Raw genomic sequence first — 15,084 nt, 5'->3', positions numbered from 1 at the left:
CCCCCGAGCGGATCACACTCCCTGAGTGGTGGGTCTAACCCACCGTAGGCAGAGGCCCACGGAGAGTCACCTCGTGCGATGGTTGTTGGACCGAGCGTGGCTGTCAAGGATCTGCGGCCGTCGACGTCCGCCCGCGCGCCGCGTTGTCGTCGCGATGCGTCTCGTGCACGCGGGCGGCTGGAACGCCGGGGCCCACCGGCCACCGCCTCACCGGTCGAACGTGCGGATCGTGAGCACGCGCCCCTTGTCGTCCTTGCCGGCGACGATGGTCTCCTCGATCTCGGGCCCCTGGTCCTCGCCGCCACCCGGCACGACGCGGGGGCGTCCCGACCGCGTCTCCGACGTCCCCGCGCCGTCGAACGTGAAACGCGGCTGCTCCTCGACGGGTGGTCCCGCGTGCCGGGTCTCGGCCAGCACGAACGGTGCGCTGATCACCAGTTCGAGGGAGGGCTTCAACTCGCCGCCCATCGCGCTCCAGATCTCGCCGATCGAGCGTTCGGGCGGAGGCGGGAGGCCGATGGTGAGGAAGATGGGCTGGCCAGCGGTCGCGAGGCTGCCCTCGAGGACGTCCTCGGGAAGCTCCTCGTGCGGGAGGAAGGTGTGGAGGACGGACGACAGCAGGCGGTGCTCGTCCTCCGGCCGCTGGGTCCAGGCGGTGACGAGGTACGACAGCCGGTAGCGGCGCGGTGGCCGGCGTCGCCCGATGACGACCCCCTCGTCGTCCCGGAGCGGTTCGCGTTGCACGCGTCGGCGGACGACGTCCTCGCGGATGTCGAACAGGTAGACGTCGACGGTCGGCTGGCTGCGCTTGGCCGCCCACTCGCGGGTGGGAGCGTCGAACGCGACCTCGACGTCACCACCGTTGACGGCGTCACGGCGGATCAGCGCCCGGATGCTGGCGTCGAGGTCGTGGATCATGCGGTCTCGATCGTGCGGCGCGGACGCGGTGGCGTCACCGCTGTCAGGGACGAACTGCGTGCAGCCGCCGGTACCCGAAGGGGCAGCCTGGGACGGGACCGGAGGCTGCCGCAGCGGTCAGATGATCCCCTGGCGGAGCGCGTAGGCGACCGCGTGGGACCGGTTGCGCAGGTGCAGCCGGCTCGTGATGTCCTGGATGATGTTCTTGATCGTCCGCTCCGAGTAGGCCAACTGAGCGGCGATCTCGCCGGTCGCGAACCCGTCCGCGACGAGGCGCAGCACCTCGACCTCTCGATCGGACAGGCCGTTCAGGTGCATGCCGTTCGGCCCGAGCACGCGGTCCTGCAGGTGGGTGACCTGCCTCATGAGCCGACCCAGCAGATCGCTGGGCATGCTCCCGTTGCCGGCCCGCGCGTCCCGGATGGCGGCGCTCAGCCGATCCGGTGTCGCCTCGCTGCGACGGAGCACCCCGCAGACGCCGGCCTCGACCGCGGCGAGCAGGCCCTGGTCGTCGATGTGGGCGACCACGACGACCACGCTGCACGAGCCGCCGCGATGCAGCTGTCGGGCCTGCTGCTGGGTCCGTTCGTCGATCTCCTGGGCCAGGAGGACGGCCACGTCCCCCGGTGCCCCCTCGTCCACGACCGTGAGTTCACCACGTCGTTCGAGCGCCGCGCTGATCCCCGCCCGGGAGATCGGATCGTCGGCGTACAGGGCGACGCGGCACGTCGTGGTGGTGGATGTCGTCACGGTGGTCCTCCCGAGCCCCGGCTGTCGGCGCATCGTGGCACGGGTGGCTTCACGGGAACTTCGCGGTGGCTTCGCGGGCAACGGACGGTGCCCCGACCGCTGCCCGTGCGCCGTGGGCCGACACGGCGTCCATGCCTACGGTGACCGGCATGGGTGCGATCGCTGCGTTGGAGCCAGTCGCGTTGAGCGTCGAGCCCGGAGGCGAGGCCACGGCCACGCTCCGGGTGAGGAACGCCGGCGCGATCGTCGACGAGTTCACCTTCGAGGTGGTGGGCGACGCCGCGGGGTGGACCATCGTCATGCCGCCGGTCCTGCGGCTGTTGCCCGGTGCGGAGGAGGTGGCTCAGGTCACGCTCCGACCGCCTCGCGCAGCGTCGACGCCGGCGGGTGATGTGCCGTTCGGGATCAAGGTCAACTCGAAGGAGGACCCGTCCGGAGCGGTCGTCGAGGAGGGTGTGGCGCGTGTCACGCCGTTCGGTGAGCTCACCGCCGAACTGCTGCCCCGGACATCGCAGGGCCGCCGGAAGGCCTACCACGAGCTGGCGGTCGACAACCGCGGCAACGAGCGGCTGAACACCGACGTCCTGGTGTTCGACGACGACGAACTGCTCGAGTTCGAGGTCGAGGATCCGGGACTCGTCATCGAGCCTGGACAGGCACGGTTCACCAAGCTGCAGGTCCGGCCGCGCGAGCGCTTCTGGCGTGGGCCGAACAAGACGTTGCCGTTCCACGTCCAGCTGCTCAGCGACGACGGGATCGGTCCCGTCAACGTGGAAGGAACGCTCGTCCAGCGTGCCGTCCTGCCGAAGTGGCTGATGTGGGCGCTGCTCGGGCTGCTCGCACTGGTCGCGCTCCTGGTGCTGTTGTGGTTCACCGTGTTCCGACCGACCATCGAGTCGGCCGCGCGGGACTCGGTCCAGGACGCGGTCGACGAGGCCGTCGAGGACGCCGTCGATGCGGCGGTCGCGGCGGGACTGGCCGACCAGCAGAACCAGGTCGACGACCTCACGGTCGGTGTCAACGATCTGCTCGAGGCGCAGGGCCAGGAACCGATCGAGTTGACGCCGCGCGAGGTCGCGACGGCGCGGGACCTGCGCCTGTCGGTCACCGCTGCTCCGGGGGCGACCCGCAACGACTCGTTCGGCGTCGGCGAGGGCGAGACGTTCCAGATGTCCGACATCGTCCTGCAGAACCCGCGGGGCAACGCCGGTGAGCTGCGGATCCTGCGCGGGGAGCAGCGGCTGCTCGTCGTGGCGCTGGAGAACTTCCGCGACCTCGACTACCACTTCGTCTCGCCGGTGGTGTTCAACGAGGGTGATGCCCTGGTCCTCCAGGTGGCCTGCGGCGCGGACTCGACCGCCTGTGAGGTCGGCGCCTACGTCTCCGGGACGCTCGTGACCACGGCACCGCCAGCGGAGGAAGCGGTCGCGACCGGGTCCAGCGACTAGGGGGCGTCGTGGGCGCTCCCACCGCGAGGCCGCGCCGGACCGGTCCGGCAGGACGACCACCGAGGCTCGGGCATCGCTGGCTGACGGGGGTCGTCGTCGCGGCCGTGGTCGCCACGCTGGCGCCGCCGGGGGCGCTCGGCCCGATCACGGCCACCTCGGCCGACCTGCTCCCGGCCGGGGCCCTCGACCCGACCTTCGACGGCGACGGCATCGCGTTGACGGACATCTCGAGCGTCGTGGAGGCCGCGGACGCCGAGCGTCAGGTCGTCGGCGGTGGCGACCGGATCCTCGTCCTGACCGCGGACGGCGACGAGGTCTGGCGGCTGCACCCGGACGGCACCCGCGACGGGAGCTTCGGGGACGACCTCGGGGCCACCGGCGTCCGTCGTCTGAACCTACCGTTCGCTGCGGAACGGCTGGCTGTCGCGTCGGACGGCAGCTACTACGTCGGCGGCTACACCCCGTCCGGTCTCAACGAGGGCGTGCGGGTCGCCAGGTTCAGCGCTGACGGCACGCGCGACTTCGGCTTCGGACTACCGGTCGTCGCCAGCGACGGACAGGCGGCGCCGGCATGCCCGGACGGCCCGTTCACCCAGGACCGGTTCAGCTTCACGGGGTTCGCCGACCTCGGCGTGCGAACCGACGGCTCGGTCGTCGTGACCGGGCCGGGGACGAGCGAGACGGGCACGGCGCCAGACGGCGTCCTCGGGTGTTCGGTCAGCTCCCGACCGGCGGTGGTCGTGGCGCGTCTGTCGGCGGCCGGGGCCACGCTCGCCGTGGGCGGCAAGGCGCTGTTCGCCAACACGGTGCGGCCGAGTGCCTTGGTCGCCTCCGGGAACAGCGTCCTCGTGAGCATCGCGACGCGGACCTCGACGATCAACGGTGGCGGGTTCGCGCATGACGTCGGTGTCGTCCGGTTCGCTCCGGCACTCGAGCCGGATGCCGGTTTCGGCATCGAGGGGGTCGCGGTCGTGAGCCAGACGCCGGACGACGGCGAGCTCCCGATCGTGGTCGACGGCGGAACCGTCGCCGTCGCCGTCGAGTCCCGGTTCACCCCGATCGATGACGGGCCGGCGCGACCATCCTGGCGCGTCCACACCTGGAACGCCACGACCGGCGCCTTCCAGGCCTCCCAGCAGGCGATCTGGCCGATCGGATCGTCCACCACGCTCCGCGATCTCGATGTGACGTTCGTCACCGGGGGTGGGGGCGAACTCCTCCGTCGCTTCGTCGTGGTCGGACAGGTCCGGGCGTCCGCGACGGCGCCGGCGGCGTTGGGGGTGGCGCGTCTCGACCTCCTCCTCGGTCCCGATGCCGGTGTGGCCACGGCCGTGTCGCACCCGGGCCCGCCGCCGACGACGGTCGGCGCGGCCGCGCTCGTGCGGCTCGGTGACGGATCGATGCGGATCGCCGGCGTGGCGGGTCCCGAGGTCCCAGGGCTCGACGATCACCGCCTGCTGCTGCTGTCGCGGCTGGCAGCCGGTGGCGGGTTCGACGGGGCGTTCGGGCCGGAGAACGACGGCTTCGTGGTCCACCACGGCGGCAACGAGGACCAGGGACGCGGGGTCGTGGTCCGACCCGACGGCCGCATCGTCGCGGTGGGCCGGATCGGCAGCTTCGGCCCGGCCGGCGCGACCGGGTTCGTCCTGCGCCACGAGGAGGCGGGGCCACTCGATCCGACCTTCTCGCCGACCGGACGGCCGGGTGTCGAGATCACCCGCTACCCGGGCGATGTACCCGTGGCGCCACCGTTCGGTGACATCGCGCTCGTCGCACCCGCTGCAACGGCGGGCACCTCGATCTCGCCCGGCGGCCTCCAGCTCCTGGCTGCCGAGGCGGAGCTGGGGATCGCGTCGGTCGAGCTCCTCGTCGAGAACGACGACGACGCCGGGCCAGGGTCGTTCCGTGAGGCCATCGAGCAGGCGAGCGCGCAAACCGAGCCCGTGACCGTCACGTTCACCGACGCGTTCGACATCACGCTCACGGGCGGACAGGTGGTCTACACCGGCGACCAGGACCTCACCCTGCAGGGCAGCGGTTCCACCATCGACGGTGCCGGGAGCGACCGCATCCTGCTGGTCACCGATGATGTCGCCCTGCCGTCCCTGCACCTCGAGGACCTCACCTTCCAGGGCGGCTCCACTGGCGATCAGGGCGGCGCCATCGCCAGCACGGGCCACGTCATCGCGATCTCGTCGACCTTCGTCGGGAACGAAGCCACCGCGGGAGGTGCCATCCACTCCGACGGTGCCGGTGTGGATGTGATCGGGTCCACGTTCATCGAGAACAGCGGCGGTGGAGGCTGCGGTGGCGCGATCGTCGCGAGGGGAACGGTCCGTGTCAGCGAGACCTCTGGCTTCGATGCGAACCGCGCGGCGTGCGGTGGCGCCATCCTGGCGCAGGGCGACGTCCTCGTCGTCGACTCGGCCTTCACCGGCAACGAGGCAGACGAGGACGCCGGAGGCGCCATCCTCGCGAGCGCCCCCGATCCCGTGACGGTGACCATCGAGCGCTCCACCCTCGCGGACAACACGGCCGCTGGCGACGGTGGAGCGATCTCGGCCTCGGGCAGCGTGTCGGTCCTCGGTGCCTCGTTCCTGACCGGCAACCAGGCCCGCAACGGTGGGGCGATCCGTGCCGCAGTCAGCGTGGTCGTCGACGGGGGTGGCCAGTTCGTGGGGAACGTGGCCACCGGGGCAGCGTTCCCCGTGGGTGGCGCGATCCTGTCCGACGGTCCCGTCCGCGTCGTCGGCTCGACGTTCCGGGACAACGGGCAGCCGCACGCCGGTGGAGCGGTCTTCGCGAGGGGGGACGTGGAGGTCGACGGCTCGTTGTTCGAGGGCAACGAGGTCACCTTCAACGGTGGAGCGATCTACGCCCAGGCGTTCGGGGGCACCCAGGCTACGGTCACCGTGACGTCCTCGAGCTTCGTGGGCAACGGCAGCCCGGGCGACGATGGCGACGGGGGCGCGATCCGCGTGGAAGGCCGCGTCGTCGTCGACGGGTCGACCTTCGCCGGGAACCACACCGCCCACGGGGGTTCGATCGCGGCCTTCGAGGTGGCGATCACGGACTCGGAGTTCCTGGGCAACCACGCTGCCTTCTACGGCGGAGCGGTGTGGGCCTCCGACGTGATCGAGGTCGAGGGGGCGACGTTCCAGGGGAACACGATCGGCACCGACGACGGATCGTTCTTCGGGGCTGGGGCGATCCGTGCCTACGACGACGTGTTCGTGACCGACTCGAGCTTCCTCGACAACCTGGCCGTGCCCGGGATCGGTGGGGCCATCGAGGCCGACGGCGACGTGACCGTCATCGGTTCCACCTTCGCGAACAACCTCGCCGAGGACGGCGGCGGCGCGATCCACGCGATCGGCACCGTCACGGCGATCAACTCGACGTTCGCGCTCAACACCGCGGAGGCCGACGGGGACACGGCGGACGGCGGTGCCATCTGGGCGTTCGCGATCGAGCTCGTCCACGTCACGGTCGCAGGCAACGTCGGACTCCACCAGCTGTTCGTCGACGACGGGGTGATCGAGAGCTTCGGATCGCTCGTCGCCCACCCACAGGACGGTGAGAACTGCTCGGACACCGCGACGGTCAGCAGCTACAGCTACGACACCGATGGCACGTGCGAGTTCGTCGGCGAGGGCGACCTGCCACCAGGGAGCGGTGACCCGGTGCTGCGGGACCTCGAGCCGAACGGCGGTCCGACCCTGACGATGCGACCGGAGCTGTGGAGCCCCCTGGTCGACGCCATCCCGCTCGACGCCTGCGACGCCGACGTGGACACCGATCAGCGTGGGGAGCCACGGCCCTTCGGCTCGGGCTGCGACATCGGTGCTGTCGAACAGGCACGGGTGCTGGACATCGCCGTCGAGGGTCTGGCCGAGGACGCGGAGGGCCGGTTGCTGATCGCCGGCTCGACCGCGGCGGGCACGACCATGGTCCTCCACCGGCTGCTACCGAACGGGGGGCCCGACCCCTCGTTCGGTGCCGGGGTGCCGTTCCTCCTCGGCCTCGCGCCCTACAGCAGCAGCGTCCTGCGTGACGTCGCTGTCGACGACCAGGGACGCATCGTGGCCGTCGGCGAGTTCGGCCTCAACATCCCGGGTGTCGTCAGCTCCGGGCCTCTGCTGGCCGTCGTCCGCCTGCTGCCCGACGGGAGCCCCGATCCCGGCTTCGGCACCGACGGGGTGGTCCCCGTCCCTGGTCCGGGCGGAGCGGACTCGAGCGGTCACGGCATCGCGATCGATGCGGACCGCCGGCTGGTGGTGACGGGTTGGGCCGAGGTTGAGGAAGCCTCGCGGGGGCTGCTCGTGGCACGGCTGCGCGACGACGGCTCGCTGGACCCGACGTTCGGGACCGGCGGGACGGTCCTCGGGCCCCAGGGCTACGAGGGCCGTGACGTCACCACCGACGGCAACGAGGTCGTGGTCGTCGGCAACGGTCCCGGCTGGGAGGGCCCCTTCGCCTTCGTCGCTCGGTACCTGGCGACGGGGACGCTGGATGCCGGCTTCGGGGAGCCGCTCGGTGACCCCGCGTCCATCCCCGATGCGCCGCCCGGGCCCGGCTTCGGGTTCCCGTTCGGCCAGACAATCGACGAGTCGCGAGCGCTCGGCGTGGTGCTCGACGCCGTCGGCAACCTCGTCATCGCCGGCCAGCGCGACGGCGACCTCGCCGTGGCCAGGCTGACCGCCACGGGGGTGCCGGACGCGACGTTCGCCGGCGGGCAGGCCGTCACCACCGACGTCGGAGGAGACGCGGCGGGCGCGGCGGTCACGATCGCACCGGACGGCAAGATCGTGGTGGCTGGCCACGTCACCGACGCCCGCGGGACCCGCGTGGTGGTCGCCCGGTACCTGCCCGGTGTCGGGGTGCTGGAGTGCACGCCGGCGGCGATCGACTTCGGTGCGCCGCTGGTCGGTGAGACCGTCGTACGGTCCGCCACCTGCACCGTCACGGCGGGCACGGTCCGCGTCTCCGAGGTCCGGGTCGAACCGAGCAACCCGGTCGACTTCGGGACGACCGCGGACACGTGCACCGACGCCACGCTGCGCCTCGGCGAGCGGTGCCGGGTCCGGACGAGGTTCGCACCTCAGGTGGCCGGGCCGCAGTCCGCCGCCCTGGTCGTCGAGTACGTGGGCACGCAGGGGGGCGGTCAGCTCGCGGGTGTCGGGCTGCGCGGTGCCACCACGGTCCCGGCCGACGACGAGGAAGAGGGGGAGACCGACCCGGAACCCTCGGCGACGCTGACCGTCGATCCCGAGGAGGGACAGATCGGGACGGAGGTCGAGGCGACCGGCTCCGGCTTCGACCCTGGCGTCGCGGTCCAGCTCCGGCTCGACGAGGTCCCGGTCGGCACCGTCCCGGCCGCTGCCGTGACCGCCTCTGGCTTCACGTCGACGTTCACGGTCCCCGAGGCGACGCCAGGAGGCGACCGGTCCGTGACCGGCTGCCAGCGGTGCGGCACCGCGACCGAGCTGGCCGGGTCAGCGACGTTCACGGTCACACCGCAGCTGTTCCTCGACCGGCCCCTCGCGCGCCCTGGTGACGTTGTCGTCGCGACCGGAGACGGGTTCCCAGCGAGCACGCCCGTACGGCTCACCTGGGACCGCGGCCTCGGCGTGACGACCGCGCTCGCTGACGGTTCCGGGGCGATCCGTGCCCCTGTGCTGGTGTTCCGGCGTGATGTCACCGGGGTCCGCGAGCTGCAGGCCCGGATCAGCGAGGCCGAGGACATCGTCGCCGAGACGCCGTTCCTCGTCGTTCCCGGCAGCATCCAGCCCGGCAACTTCGCCGGCCGGCGCTAGGCGAGACCGCGCGACGTCCTCCCGGGAGGTCAGTGTCGATGGCAGAGAGATCCCGCCGGACAGGTCCCCCAGCGCGGGGCACGCATCCCGCTCCGCGGAGCGAGCCGACCGAGGACACCGGCCAGCATCGGCTCGGCGAGCTGCAGCGCAGCGCGGGGAACCAGGCCGTCGCCTCACTCCTCCAGGTCCAGCGTGAGGGACAGGGTGCACCTGGCCTGCTGTCGATGCGACCACAGGTCGCAGACGCACCGGGGACGCTGCTGCCGAGGTTGACGCCGCAGCAGGTCGCCGACCTCGTGGCCGAAGAGGAGGCAAGGCAGCGTCGGCTACGCCCGCTCGTGACACGGTGGCTGGACGGCCAGCGGGGATGGATCCTCGAGCAGGGTCGCCAGGGCGCGCTGTCGATGCCGGAGCTCGTGGTGCGTATCCGTGAGGAGGTGGAGGGCGCCCGCGAGGTCCCGCCCGTCTTCCTCGAACGGGTGGCGCGCCAGCACCTCGGTGGCCTGGCACCGCCCGCGACGCGTCGGACCGTCACGCACGCCGGTGTGGTCGCCGAGATCGGTGCCATCATCTCCAACGTCACGTCGGCGAAGATCCAGGTGGGGACCGACCGGACCGGGCTGTCGGTGGGGATCAGCGGCACGGCCCGTGGCTCGGTCGCCCTCGGAGGCGGCGCCACGGCGGGCGTGGAGCTCACCCACAAGTCCGTCGCGGTCGACCTCGCGTTCCCCTTCGTCGGCGGCTCGAAGGGGAAGGCGAAGGGGAAGATCGACAAGAAGGGTGCCTGGGAGCTGGCGGTGAGCCTGCCGCTGGCCGGCCGTGAACCCATCGCCGCCGTCCCCACAGCCGAAGCGATCGGCCGGAGCGTCCGTGAGGCGGAGGAGGCGGCGCGAGGCATCGTGTCCCTGCTCCACGCCGGGGAGGAACCGGATCAGGCCGCCATCGAGGAGCTGCTGGGACGCGTCGGGGCTGCGTTCAAGGACATCCAGAAGGTCGCGGCCGTCGCGCCGTCGTCCGGACCGCAGCTGACGCTCGAGCTCGGCGTGCAGGGTGGGGAGCGTGAGGTGCCGACGGCGGGGGATCCCGTCAGCCTGCCGGAGGTCCGTGGCAGCATCAACATCGTCCTCAGGTTCTGAACCCCGTCTCCTGAGGGGGCGTCGTGGACGCCCGCCGGGGCGGCCCCGGTGACGTCAGGCGCATCGCGGCGTCGGTGTCGTACAGCTCGTGTTCGTCGTCGATCAGCTCCATCACGACCGGGATGCCGGTGCGGCCGCCGGTCTTGATCAGGTACCGCCCACGACCGGGGTGCTGGGCCGTCGGCTCCCACGACCCGGACGACGACCACGACCCGACCAGCTCACGCTCCGGTCCGGACAGCGGTACCAGCTCGTCGACCGCGGCCAGCTCACGAGGCGGCAGGCCCCCCAGGATCGTCACCGCGCACCGGTCGATGAAGCCGCGCGCCTTGCTGCGATCCTCCTCGGTGGGGAGAGCGTCGAGGTCGGCCAGCGAGTGGGACAACATCATGTGTCCCATCCCGCGGGCGCGGTTCAGCCGCGTGAGCGCGTCCGCGTGCTCGACCAGTCCGGGCGCTCCGCGCAGGGCCCGCCACAGCTCGTCGAGGATCACGAACGTCCGTCGTCGCGGCGCCAGTCCGGCCTCGGCCAGCGCGGCGCGGCCGTCCACCGAGGCGTAGCCGTACGACCAGGTCGCCAACATCGCCGCCGCGACCAGCGTGTCGCCGGCTGCGGCGAGCGCCGAGAGGTCGACCGACACGGCCGGCGCGTCGAGGTCGATCGGGCGCGTGGTCGGGCCGTCGAACACGCCGGCCAGCGGTCCCTTCAACAGCAGGCCGAGGGTCTGGCGCAGTGCTCGCGTCTCGTTCCGGTAGCCATCGACGGCGTCGGTCTCGGCGGCGGCGTGCAGTTGGTCTGGGCCGTCACGGATCACCTGCAGCACGTCGGGCACGGTCGGGTCGTGCCCCGCTGGGAGGCGCTCGCCGAGCAGGTCGATCGCCGCGCCGAGGATGACCTCCTCGCCGGGGGCGATCGGAGCGGTTCGGCGGACCAACGTCAGCAGCGCGAGCAACGACGACAACCGGCGACCGCGCATCTCGACCCGCAGACGCTCCCCCTCTGCGCCCCCGAGCCGGCGGGCGGCGTCGCCGAGCGGTCCTGCGTCCAGTGGGTTGATGCGGTCGAGTCCACGGCCGACCCGGATCACCTGTCCGCCGAGCGACTCGACGAGGGGCGTGTAGTCCGGCTTCGTGTCCCCGAGCACAGCGATGCGGACCCCCATCGCAGCGAGCCCCCGGCTCAACCGCTTGGCCATGGTCGATTTGCCGACCCCCGGCTGTCCGAGAACGAACACGCCCGGGTTGACCGTCAGGCCGGCGGTCAACCACTCCATCGGGTCGAGGCAGACCGTCTCGCCCCAGAGCAGGTGGCGGCCGATCGGGATCCCGACCGTCGGGGCGCCGCTCCCGGCGGAGAACGGGTAGAGGCCGGCCGCCTGGACCGTCGTCGCCTGGTACTCGGCGGCCCGGTCGACGTGAGCGACGCGCCCCGCCCCGTACCCGCGCCACCCCCACGCCGGTGCGACGTCCCGTCCCGGCCGCCTCATCGGCCGCCCTGTTCCCACGTGCGGGCGGCGAGATCCGCGGGATGCACACCGATGCCGAGCGTCGTGCAGAAGCCCGCCGCCTGCCCGCCCGACAGCGGACGGACCCGCAGTCGCGAGTGATCCGCTCGCGCGGTCAGGTCCGCGGTCGCCGCCGCGAGTTCGGCGTCGTCGGTGACCGTCACGGTGGCGTAGGCGCTCGCGAGCACCACGCCGGCGCCGGCCGCCTCCTCGCGGGCCGCCTGGGTGGCCTGGTCGGCGTCCTGCTCCTCGCGTGCGGTCGTGTCCCGCCCGGTCTGCTGGCGCCACCGTGTCCGGAACGACGCCGCCTGGACCTGGTCCTCGAGCACCCGGGTGGCCTGGCTCGCAGGGAGTGGTCGCAGCAGCAGGCTGACCCGCTTGGGCCACCGGCCCGGAGCCAGCAGGTAGCCGAGGACGTCGGAGGTGACCCGCTGCCGCGGCGCTTCACGCCACGCGTACGTGACCGACGTGCCGGTGTCGTGTCGGTAGTGGTCCCAGGCCTCCTCGGCGGCGATCGGTCCAGCGTCCGCCCACGTCAGCAGGCCGTCGGGGTCGTCGGCGGCGAGGGCGCGCTCGACCTCACCGGCTGCCCGCGGGTCGTAGGCGGAGCGGAGGTGGCCGGCGATCCACGCCGCCGATGCACGACCGAGGAAGCCGACCCCGCAGGCCGCCAGACCCGTCTCCGCGCCGTACAGCAGCCGGGACAGGTCGGCGGTCTGCTCGAGCAGGTCCGACGTGGGCTCGGCCATGCGGGCCGGATCGATCGTGATCGACACGGTCGTCGTGACGTCCGCACAGGCACGCGGCGACGCGGCGACGAGGTCGGCGAGCCACCGTCGCGCCGATGCCGGTGCGTCGGGGTCGAGCCGGCTGAGCACCCGGTCCTCCAGCGTCGTCCCGGACGCCGGCCGGGTCGTGACGGTGACGGCCACCCACACGATCGTGTCGGTGAACCCGAGGGAGGCGAGCCACTGGTGCCACCCGGCCACCCACTCGTCCGCTCGGTCGCGTTCGACCAGTGCCGGCGTCGCTGCCGCCACCCGCAGGACCGCCGTCAGATGTCCCGTACGGCGGTCGCGGACGAGTCCGAACGTGCCGCCGCGGCCGTCCTCGATCTCCAGCAGCTCGCGGGCCGCCAGAGGCCCGGGCAGGTCGAGGGCGCGAGGGTGGTCGACCAGGACGCCCGCACGGTAGACGTGCCATCCGGCGTGACGGGCCCGCCACCAGCGCAGGCGACGGAGCAGCAGCTCGCTGATCGGGACCCCGTCGACGCGACCCACGGTCAGGCCGGTGAGCACCGCGATCGGGAGCGCGGCCGAGACCGCCACCTGCCAGGACCAGGCCATCACCAGCATCAGTGCGACCATCGCTCCCATCAGCAGGAGCGTCCCGGCCAGACCGAGGCCCCAGAAGCCCATGCCCCGTGCGAGCCGCCATCCGCCGTAGGTCCTCGGCTCCGTCGTCGTGTTCATCTCGTCCCCTCGCTCCAGCGGTGGGCCTGCTCGTCACCGGTGTTCGGGCCCCACAACGGCGGCGCCTCACCGTCGCGGTCGGGATCTGCTCGGTCGCCTCGTTCGGCCCCGACGCCAGCCGGAACCTCGTCGCCGCCCCAGTCCGGCGGCGGGTCCGTGCCGTCACGTCGGTAGTGGCCGGCGATGCCGCGGGCGCCTTCGGTCCGTGTCGGACCAGGCCCGCCGGCCCGTGCCACGGTGACGCCGGCCGGTGGGATCCGACGGCCCGCCGGTGAGCCGAAGTCACGTTCGATGCGTGCCGCCTGCTGCTGCACCGTCGGGCCCCTCGCGATCAGACCGACACCACGGGCAGACGGTGGCGTGCCCGTCCCGGTGAGCGAACCGACCGCGCCGGCGGCCACCGGTGTGAGCCACCGGATCAGCGCGGGGAGCGCAGCGACGGTGAGCGCGAGCGTCACCACGCCGACGAGCAGGGAACGCGGCTCCTCCTCGACCATGAGTCGCGCGCCGGAGGCGTAGATGAGGGCCGCGGCGGGCTTCCACAGCGCCAGCGCGATCACGAGGCGGACGACCGACGGCAGCCAGTTCGCCAGGCCGGGGATCAGCCGGCCGGCGGCTGCCAGCGGGACCGTGGCCGCGAGTAGGAGGACCGCGACCTCGCGCAGCATCATCACGGCCGCGAGCGCCACGCCGGCCAGCGCCGCCAGCAGCCCGAGCAGGACGACGACACCGACCTCGCGTGTCTGGGCCAGCAGCAGCACCACCTCGGCGGCGACCTGCTGATCGACGGCGTCGTCGAGCACCCACGCCGAGAACGCATCGCCGGCCAGCATCCCCCCAGCGGTCACCGGGACGGCCAGCCCGACCGCGAGGACGTAGGTCGACAGGCCGGCGAGCGCGTCGACCAGGGGCGCGGCACGACGCATCCAGATCATCCGACCAGCCTGGATCACCATCCCGAGCACCAGCAGGAACATCGACAGGGTCAGGACGTGCCAGCGGAGCTGGCTCGCGAAGCCATCCGCCGTCGACAGGCCGGGGACCTCGATCCACCACGTGGCCGCCCACTCGAGCACGCCCGCGGCCATGCTCTGGAACATCTCCCGGATGCGGTCACCGCCGGGCACCCCCGCCTCGGCACCCACCTCACCGGCGGTCCGGCAGGCGATGTCGAACAGCGGGCAGTCCTCCACAGCCTCCGCGGCCGCAGCGGCGAGGGGGAGCGGGTTCGGGGTCACCCGACCACCGCTCCGACGATGGTCGCCGCGGTCGAGGCGAGGAACAGCCCGCCCAGCACCCACGGGATGCCCGCCGCGCCGTCGACCGCGGTCGACGATCGGTTGCGCCGCCCGACGATCATCATCCCCCCGCAAGCGATGACGCCGAGCACGCCGAGCGCGAGGACGGCGCCCTTGGTCCAGCCGATCACCTGGGAGAAGAACTCGGCGACACCGTCCGGCAGGGCAGGATCGCCGTCGGGGATCTCGGCCGCCATCAGCAGCCGCGTCAGGATCTGGTTCATCGGTGGTCTCCGGTTCGCGACCGCCGAGCGGTCGTCGGATCGAGGTCGGAGGGCTCCACGGCCACGGCGATGGCCGTGAGCGCGGCCAGGAAGCGGGATGTGCCACGCTCGTCGGGTCCGTGCCACCGCCACCGCGCGACCCAGGGCACCGCGATCACCTCCGCGTGGTCACGAACCATCCGGGTTCGGGCTCGGGTCGCGGCCGGCCACCGGCCGTGCCCGTCGGACACGACGGCGACGACGGGCCGGAACGAGATGGATCGGGTGCACGCATCCAGCGACAGCAGGAGCAGGGCGGAGTCGACGACGGACGGTCCGCTCACCAGCACCACCCGCCGGTCGGGTGGAGGAGGGCCGGCCATCACGCCGGCGTCCTGCGCTCCGAGCGCGTGGGCGATCGTCGAGGTGCCGACGCCGCCGCGGACGCCAGCGACCCAGACGGGTCGGGTGGCGTCGCCGTGGTCGGATGCCGGTGGGCTCGCGACGACGGTGGGGTTGCGGGTGTCCATGGCACCTCC

The 15,084-nt window shown here is 72.6% G+C and carries 10 protein-coding genes; 3 read left to right on the top strand and 7 right to left on the bottom strand.

Features of this window, described 5'->3' with window-relative positions; all coding sequences use genetic code 11:
• Nucleotides 1-207: 207 nt before the first annotated feature.
• Together NITAL_RS20170 and NITAL_RS20165 are read right to left on the bottom strand one after the other, a co-directional pair.
• Nucleotides 208-918 carry a Pvc16 family protein gene (locus tag NITAL_RS20170; protein ID WP_052668060.1) on the bottom strand — a complete coding sequence of 237 codons (711 nt, stop codon included), beginning with the start codon at nucleotides 916-918 and terminating at the stop codon, nucleotides 208-210.
• 117 nt (nucleotides 919-1,035) lie between these two features.
• Nucleotides 1,036-1,668: a response regulator transcription factor gene (locus tag NITAL_RS20165; RefSeq protein ID WP_211262544.1), complete on the bottom strand. Its 633-nt coding sequence runs from the start codon at nucleotides 1,666-1,668 to the stop codon at nucleotides 1,036-1,038.
• A gap of 149 nt (nucleotides 1,669-1,817) precedes the next feature.
• Between NITAL_RS20165 and NITAL_RS20160 the strand changes: the two genes are divergently transcribed.
• From NITAL_RS20160 to NITAL_RS20150, 3 genes are all read left to right on the top strand, one after another.
• A complete protein-coding gene (locus tag NITAL_RS20160) occupies nucleotides 1,818-3,116 on the top strand; it encodes a COG1470 family protein (RefSeq protein ID WP_052668056.1) in 1,299 nt (432 codons plus the stop codon).
• Between the two features lie 104 nt (nucleotides 3,117-3,220).
• Nucleotides 3,221-8,932: a delta-60 repeat domain-containing protein gene (locus NITAL_RS20155; protein ID WP_052668054.1), complete on the top strand. Its 5,712-nt coding sequence runs from the start codon at nucleotides 3,221-3,223 to the stop codon at nucleotides 8,930-8,932.
• 38 nt (nucleotides 8,933-8,970) lie between these two features.
• Nucleotides 8,971-10,068, top strand: a complete 1,098-nt coding sequence (locus NITAL_RS20150) for a hypothetical protein (RefSeq protein ID WP_157041985.1) — start codon at nucleotides 8,971-8,973, stop codon at nucleotides 10,066-10,068.
• Here NITAL_RS20150 and NITAL_RS20145 read toward each other — a convergent pair.
• The 5 genes from NITAL_RS20145 to NITAL_RS20125 are packed head-to-tail and all read right to left on the bottom strand — an operon-like array spanning nucleotide 10,058 to nucleotide 15,075.
• Nucleotides 10,058-11,554 carry a hypothetical protein gene (locus tag NITAL_RS20145; RefSeq protein WP_211262543.1) on the bottom strand — a complete coding sequence of 499 codons (1,497 nt, stop codon included), beginning with the start codon at nucleotides 11,552-11,554 and terminating at the stop codon, nucleotides 10,058-10,060. The genes NITAL_RS20150 and NITAL_RS20145 overlap by 11 nt on opposite strands.
• Nucleotides 11,551-13,044, bottom strand: coding sequence for an SCO6880 family protein (locus NITAL_RS20140; protein ID WP_052668051.1), 1,494 nt, complete (start codon nucleotides 13,042-13,044; stop codon nucleotides 11,551-11,553). Before NITAL_RS20140 ends, NITAL_RS20145 begins: the two co-directional genes overlap by 4 nt.
• Nucleotides 13,041-14,282, bottom strand: coding sequence for a collagen-like domain-containing protein (locus NITAL_RS20135; RefSeq protein WP_052668050.1), 1,242 nt, complete (start codon nucleotides 14,280-14,282; stop codon nucleotides 13,041-13,043). Before NITAL_RS20135 ends, NITAL_RS20140 begins: the two co-directional genes overlap by 4 nt.
• The gene (locus NITAL_RS20130) at nucleotides 14,279-14,566 is read right to left on the bottom strand and encodes a hypothetical protein (RefSeq protein WP_211262542.1); all 288 of its coding nucleotides are present in this window, start codon (nucleotides 14,564-14,566) and stop codon (nucleotides 14,279-14,281) included. The genes NITAL_RS20135 and NITAL_RS20130 overlap by 4 nt, the downstream gene beginning before the upstream one ends.
• Nucleotides 14,563-15,075 carry a hypothetical protein gene (locus NITAL_RS20125; RefSeq protein ID WP_052668048.1) on the bottom strand — a complete coding sequence of 171 codons (513 nt, stop codon included), beginning with the start codon at nucleotides 15,073-15,075 and terminating at the stop codon, nucleotides 14,563-14,565. Before NITAL_RS20125 ends, NITAL_RS20130 begins: the two co-directional genes overlap by 4 nt.
• Nucleotides 15,076-15,084 lie beyond the last annotated feature (9 nt).

The sequence above is a fragment of the Nitriliruptor alkaliphilus DSM 45188 genome, assembly GCF_000969705.1.
In the GTDB taxonomy this organism is placed as follows: domain Bacteria; phylum Actinomycetota; class Nitriliruptoria; order Nitriliruptorales; family Nitriliruptoraceae; genus Nitriliruptor; species Nitriliruptor alkaliphilus.
This window is presented reverse-complemented; position numbering and strand designations above follow the sequence as displayed.

What these genes read in the sequence shown, in the direction of transcription:
- NITAL_RS20170 (WP_052668060.1), bottom strand. Translation starts at nt 918, where the DNA reads ATGATCCACGACCTCGACGCCAGCATCCGGGCGCTGATCCGCCGTGAC.
- NITAL_RS20160 (WP_052668056.1), top strand. Translation starts at nt 1,818, where the DNA reads ATGGGTGCGATCGCTGCGTTGGAGCCAGTCGCGTTGAGCGTCGAGCCC.
- NITAL_RS20150 (WP_157041985.1), top strand. Translation starts at nt 8,971, where the DNA reads ATGGCAGAGAGATCCCGCCGGACAGGTCCCCCAGCGCGGGGCACGCAT.
- NITAL_RS20145 (WP_211262543.1), bottom strand. Translation starts at nt 11,554, where the DNA reads ATGAGGCGGCCGGGACGGGACGTCGCACCGGCGTGGGGGTGGCGCGGG.
- NITAL_RS20140 (WP_052668051.1), bottom strand. Translation starts at nt 13,044, where the DNA reads ATGAACACGACGACGGAGCCGAGGACCTACGGCGGATGGCGGCTCGCA.
- NITAL_RS20130 (WP_211262542.1), bottom strand. Translation starts at nt 14,566, where the DNA reads ATGAACCAGATCCTGACGCGGCTGCTGATGGCGGCCGAGATCCCCGAC.
- NITAL_RS20125 (WP_052668048.1), bottom strand. Translation starts at nt 15,075, where the DNA reads ATGGACACCCGCAACCCCACCGTCGTCGCGAGCCCACCGGCATCCGAC.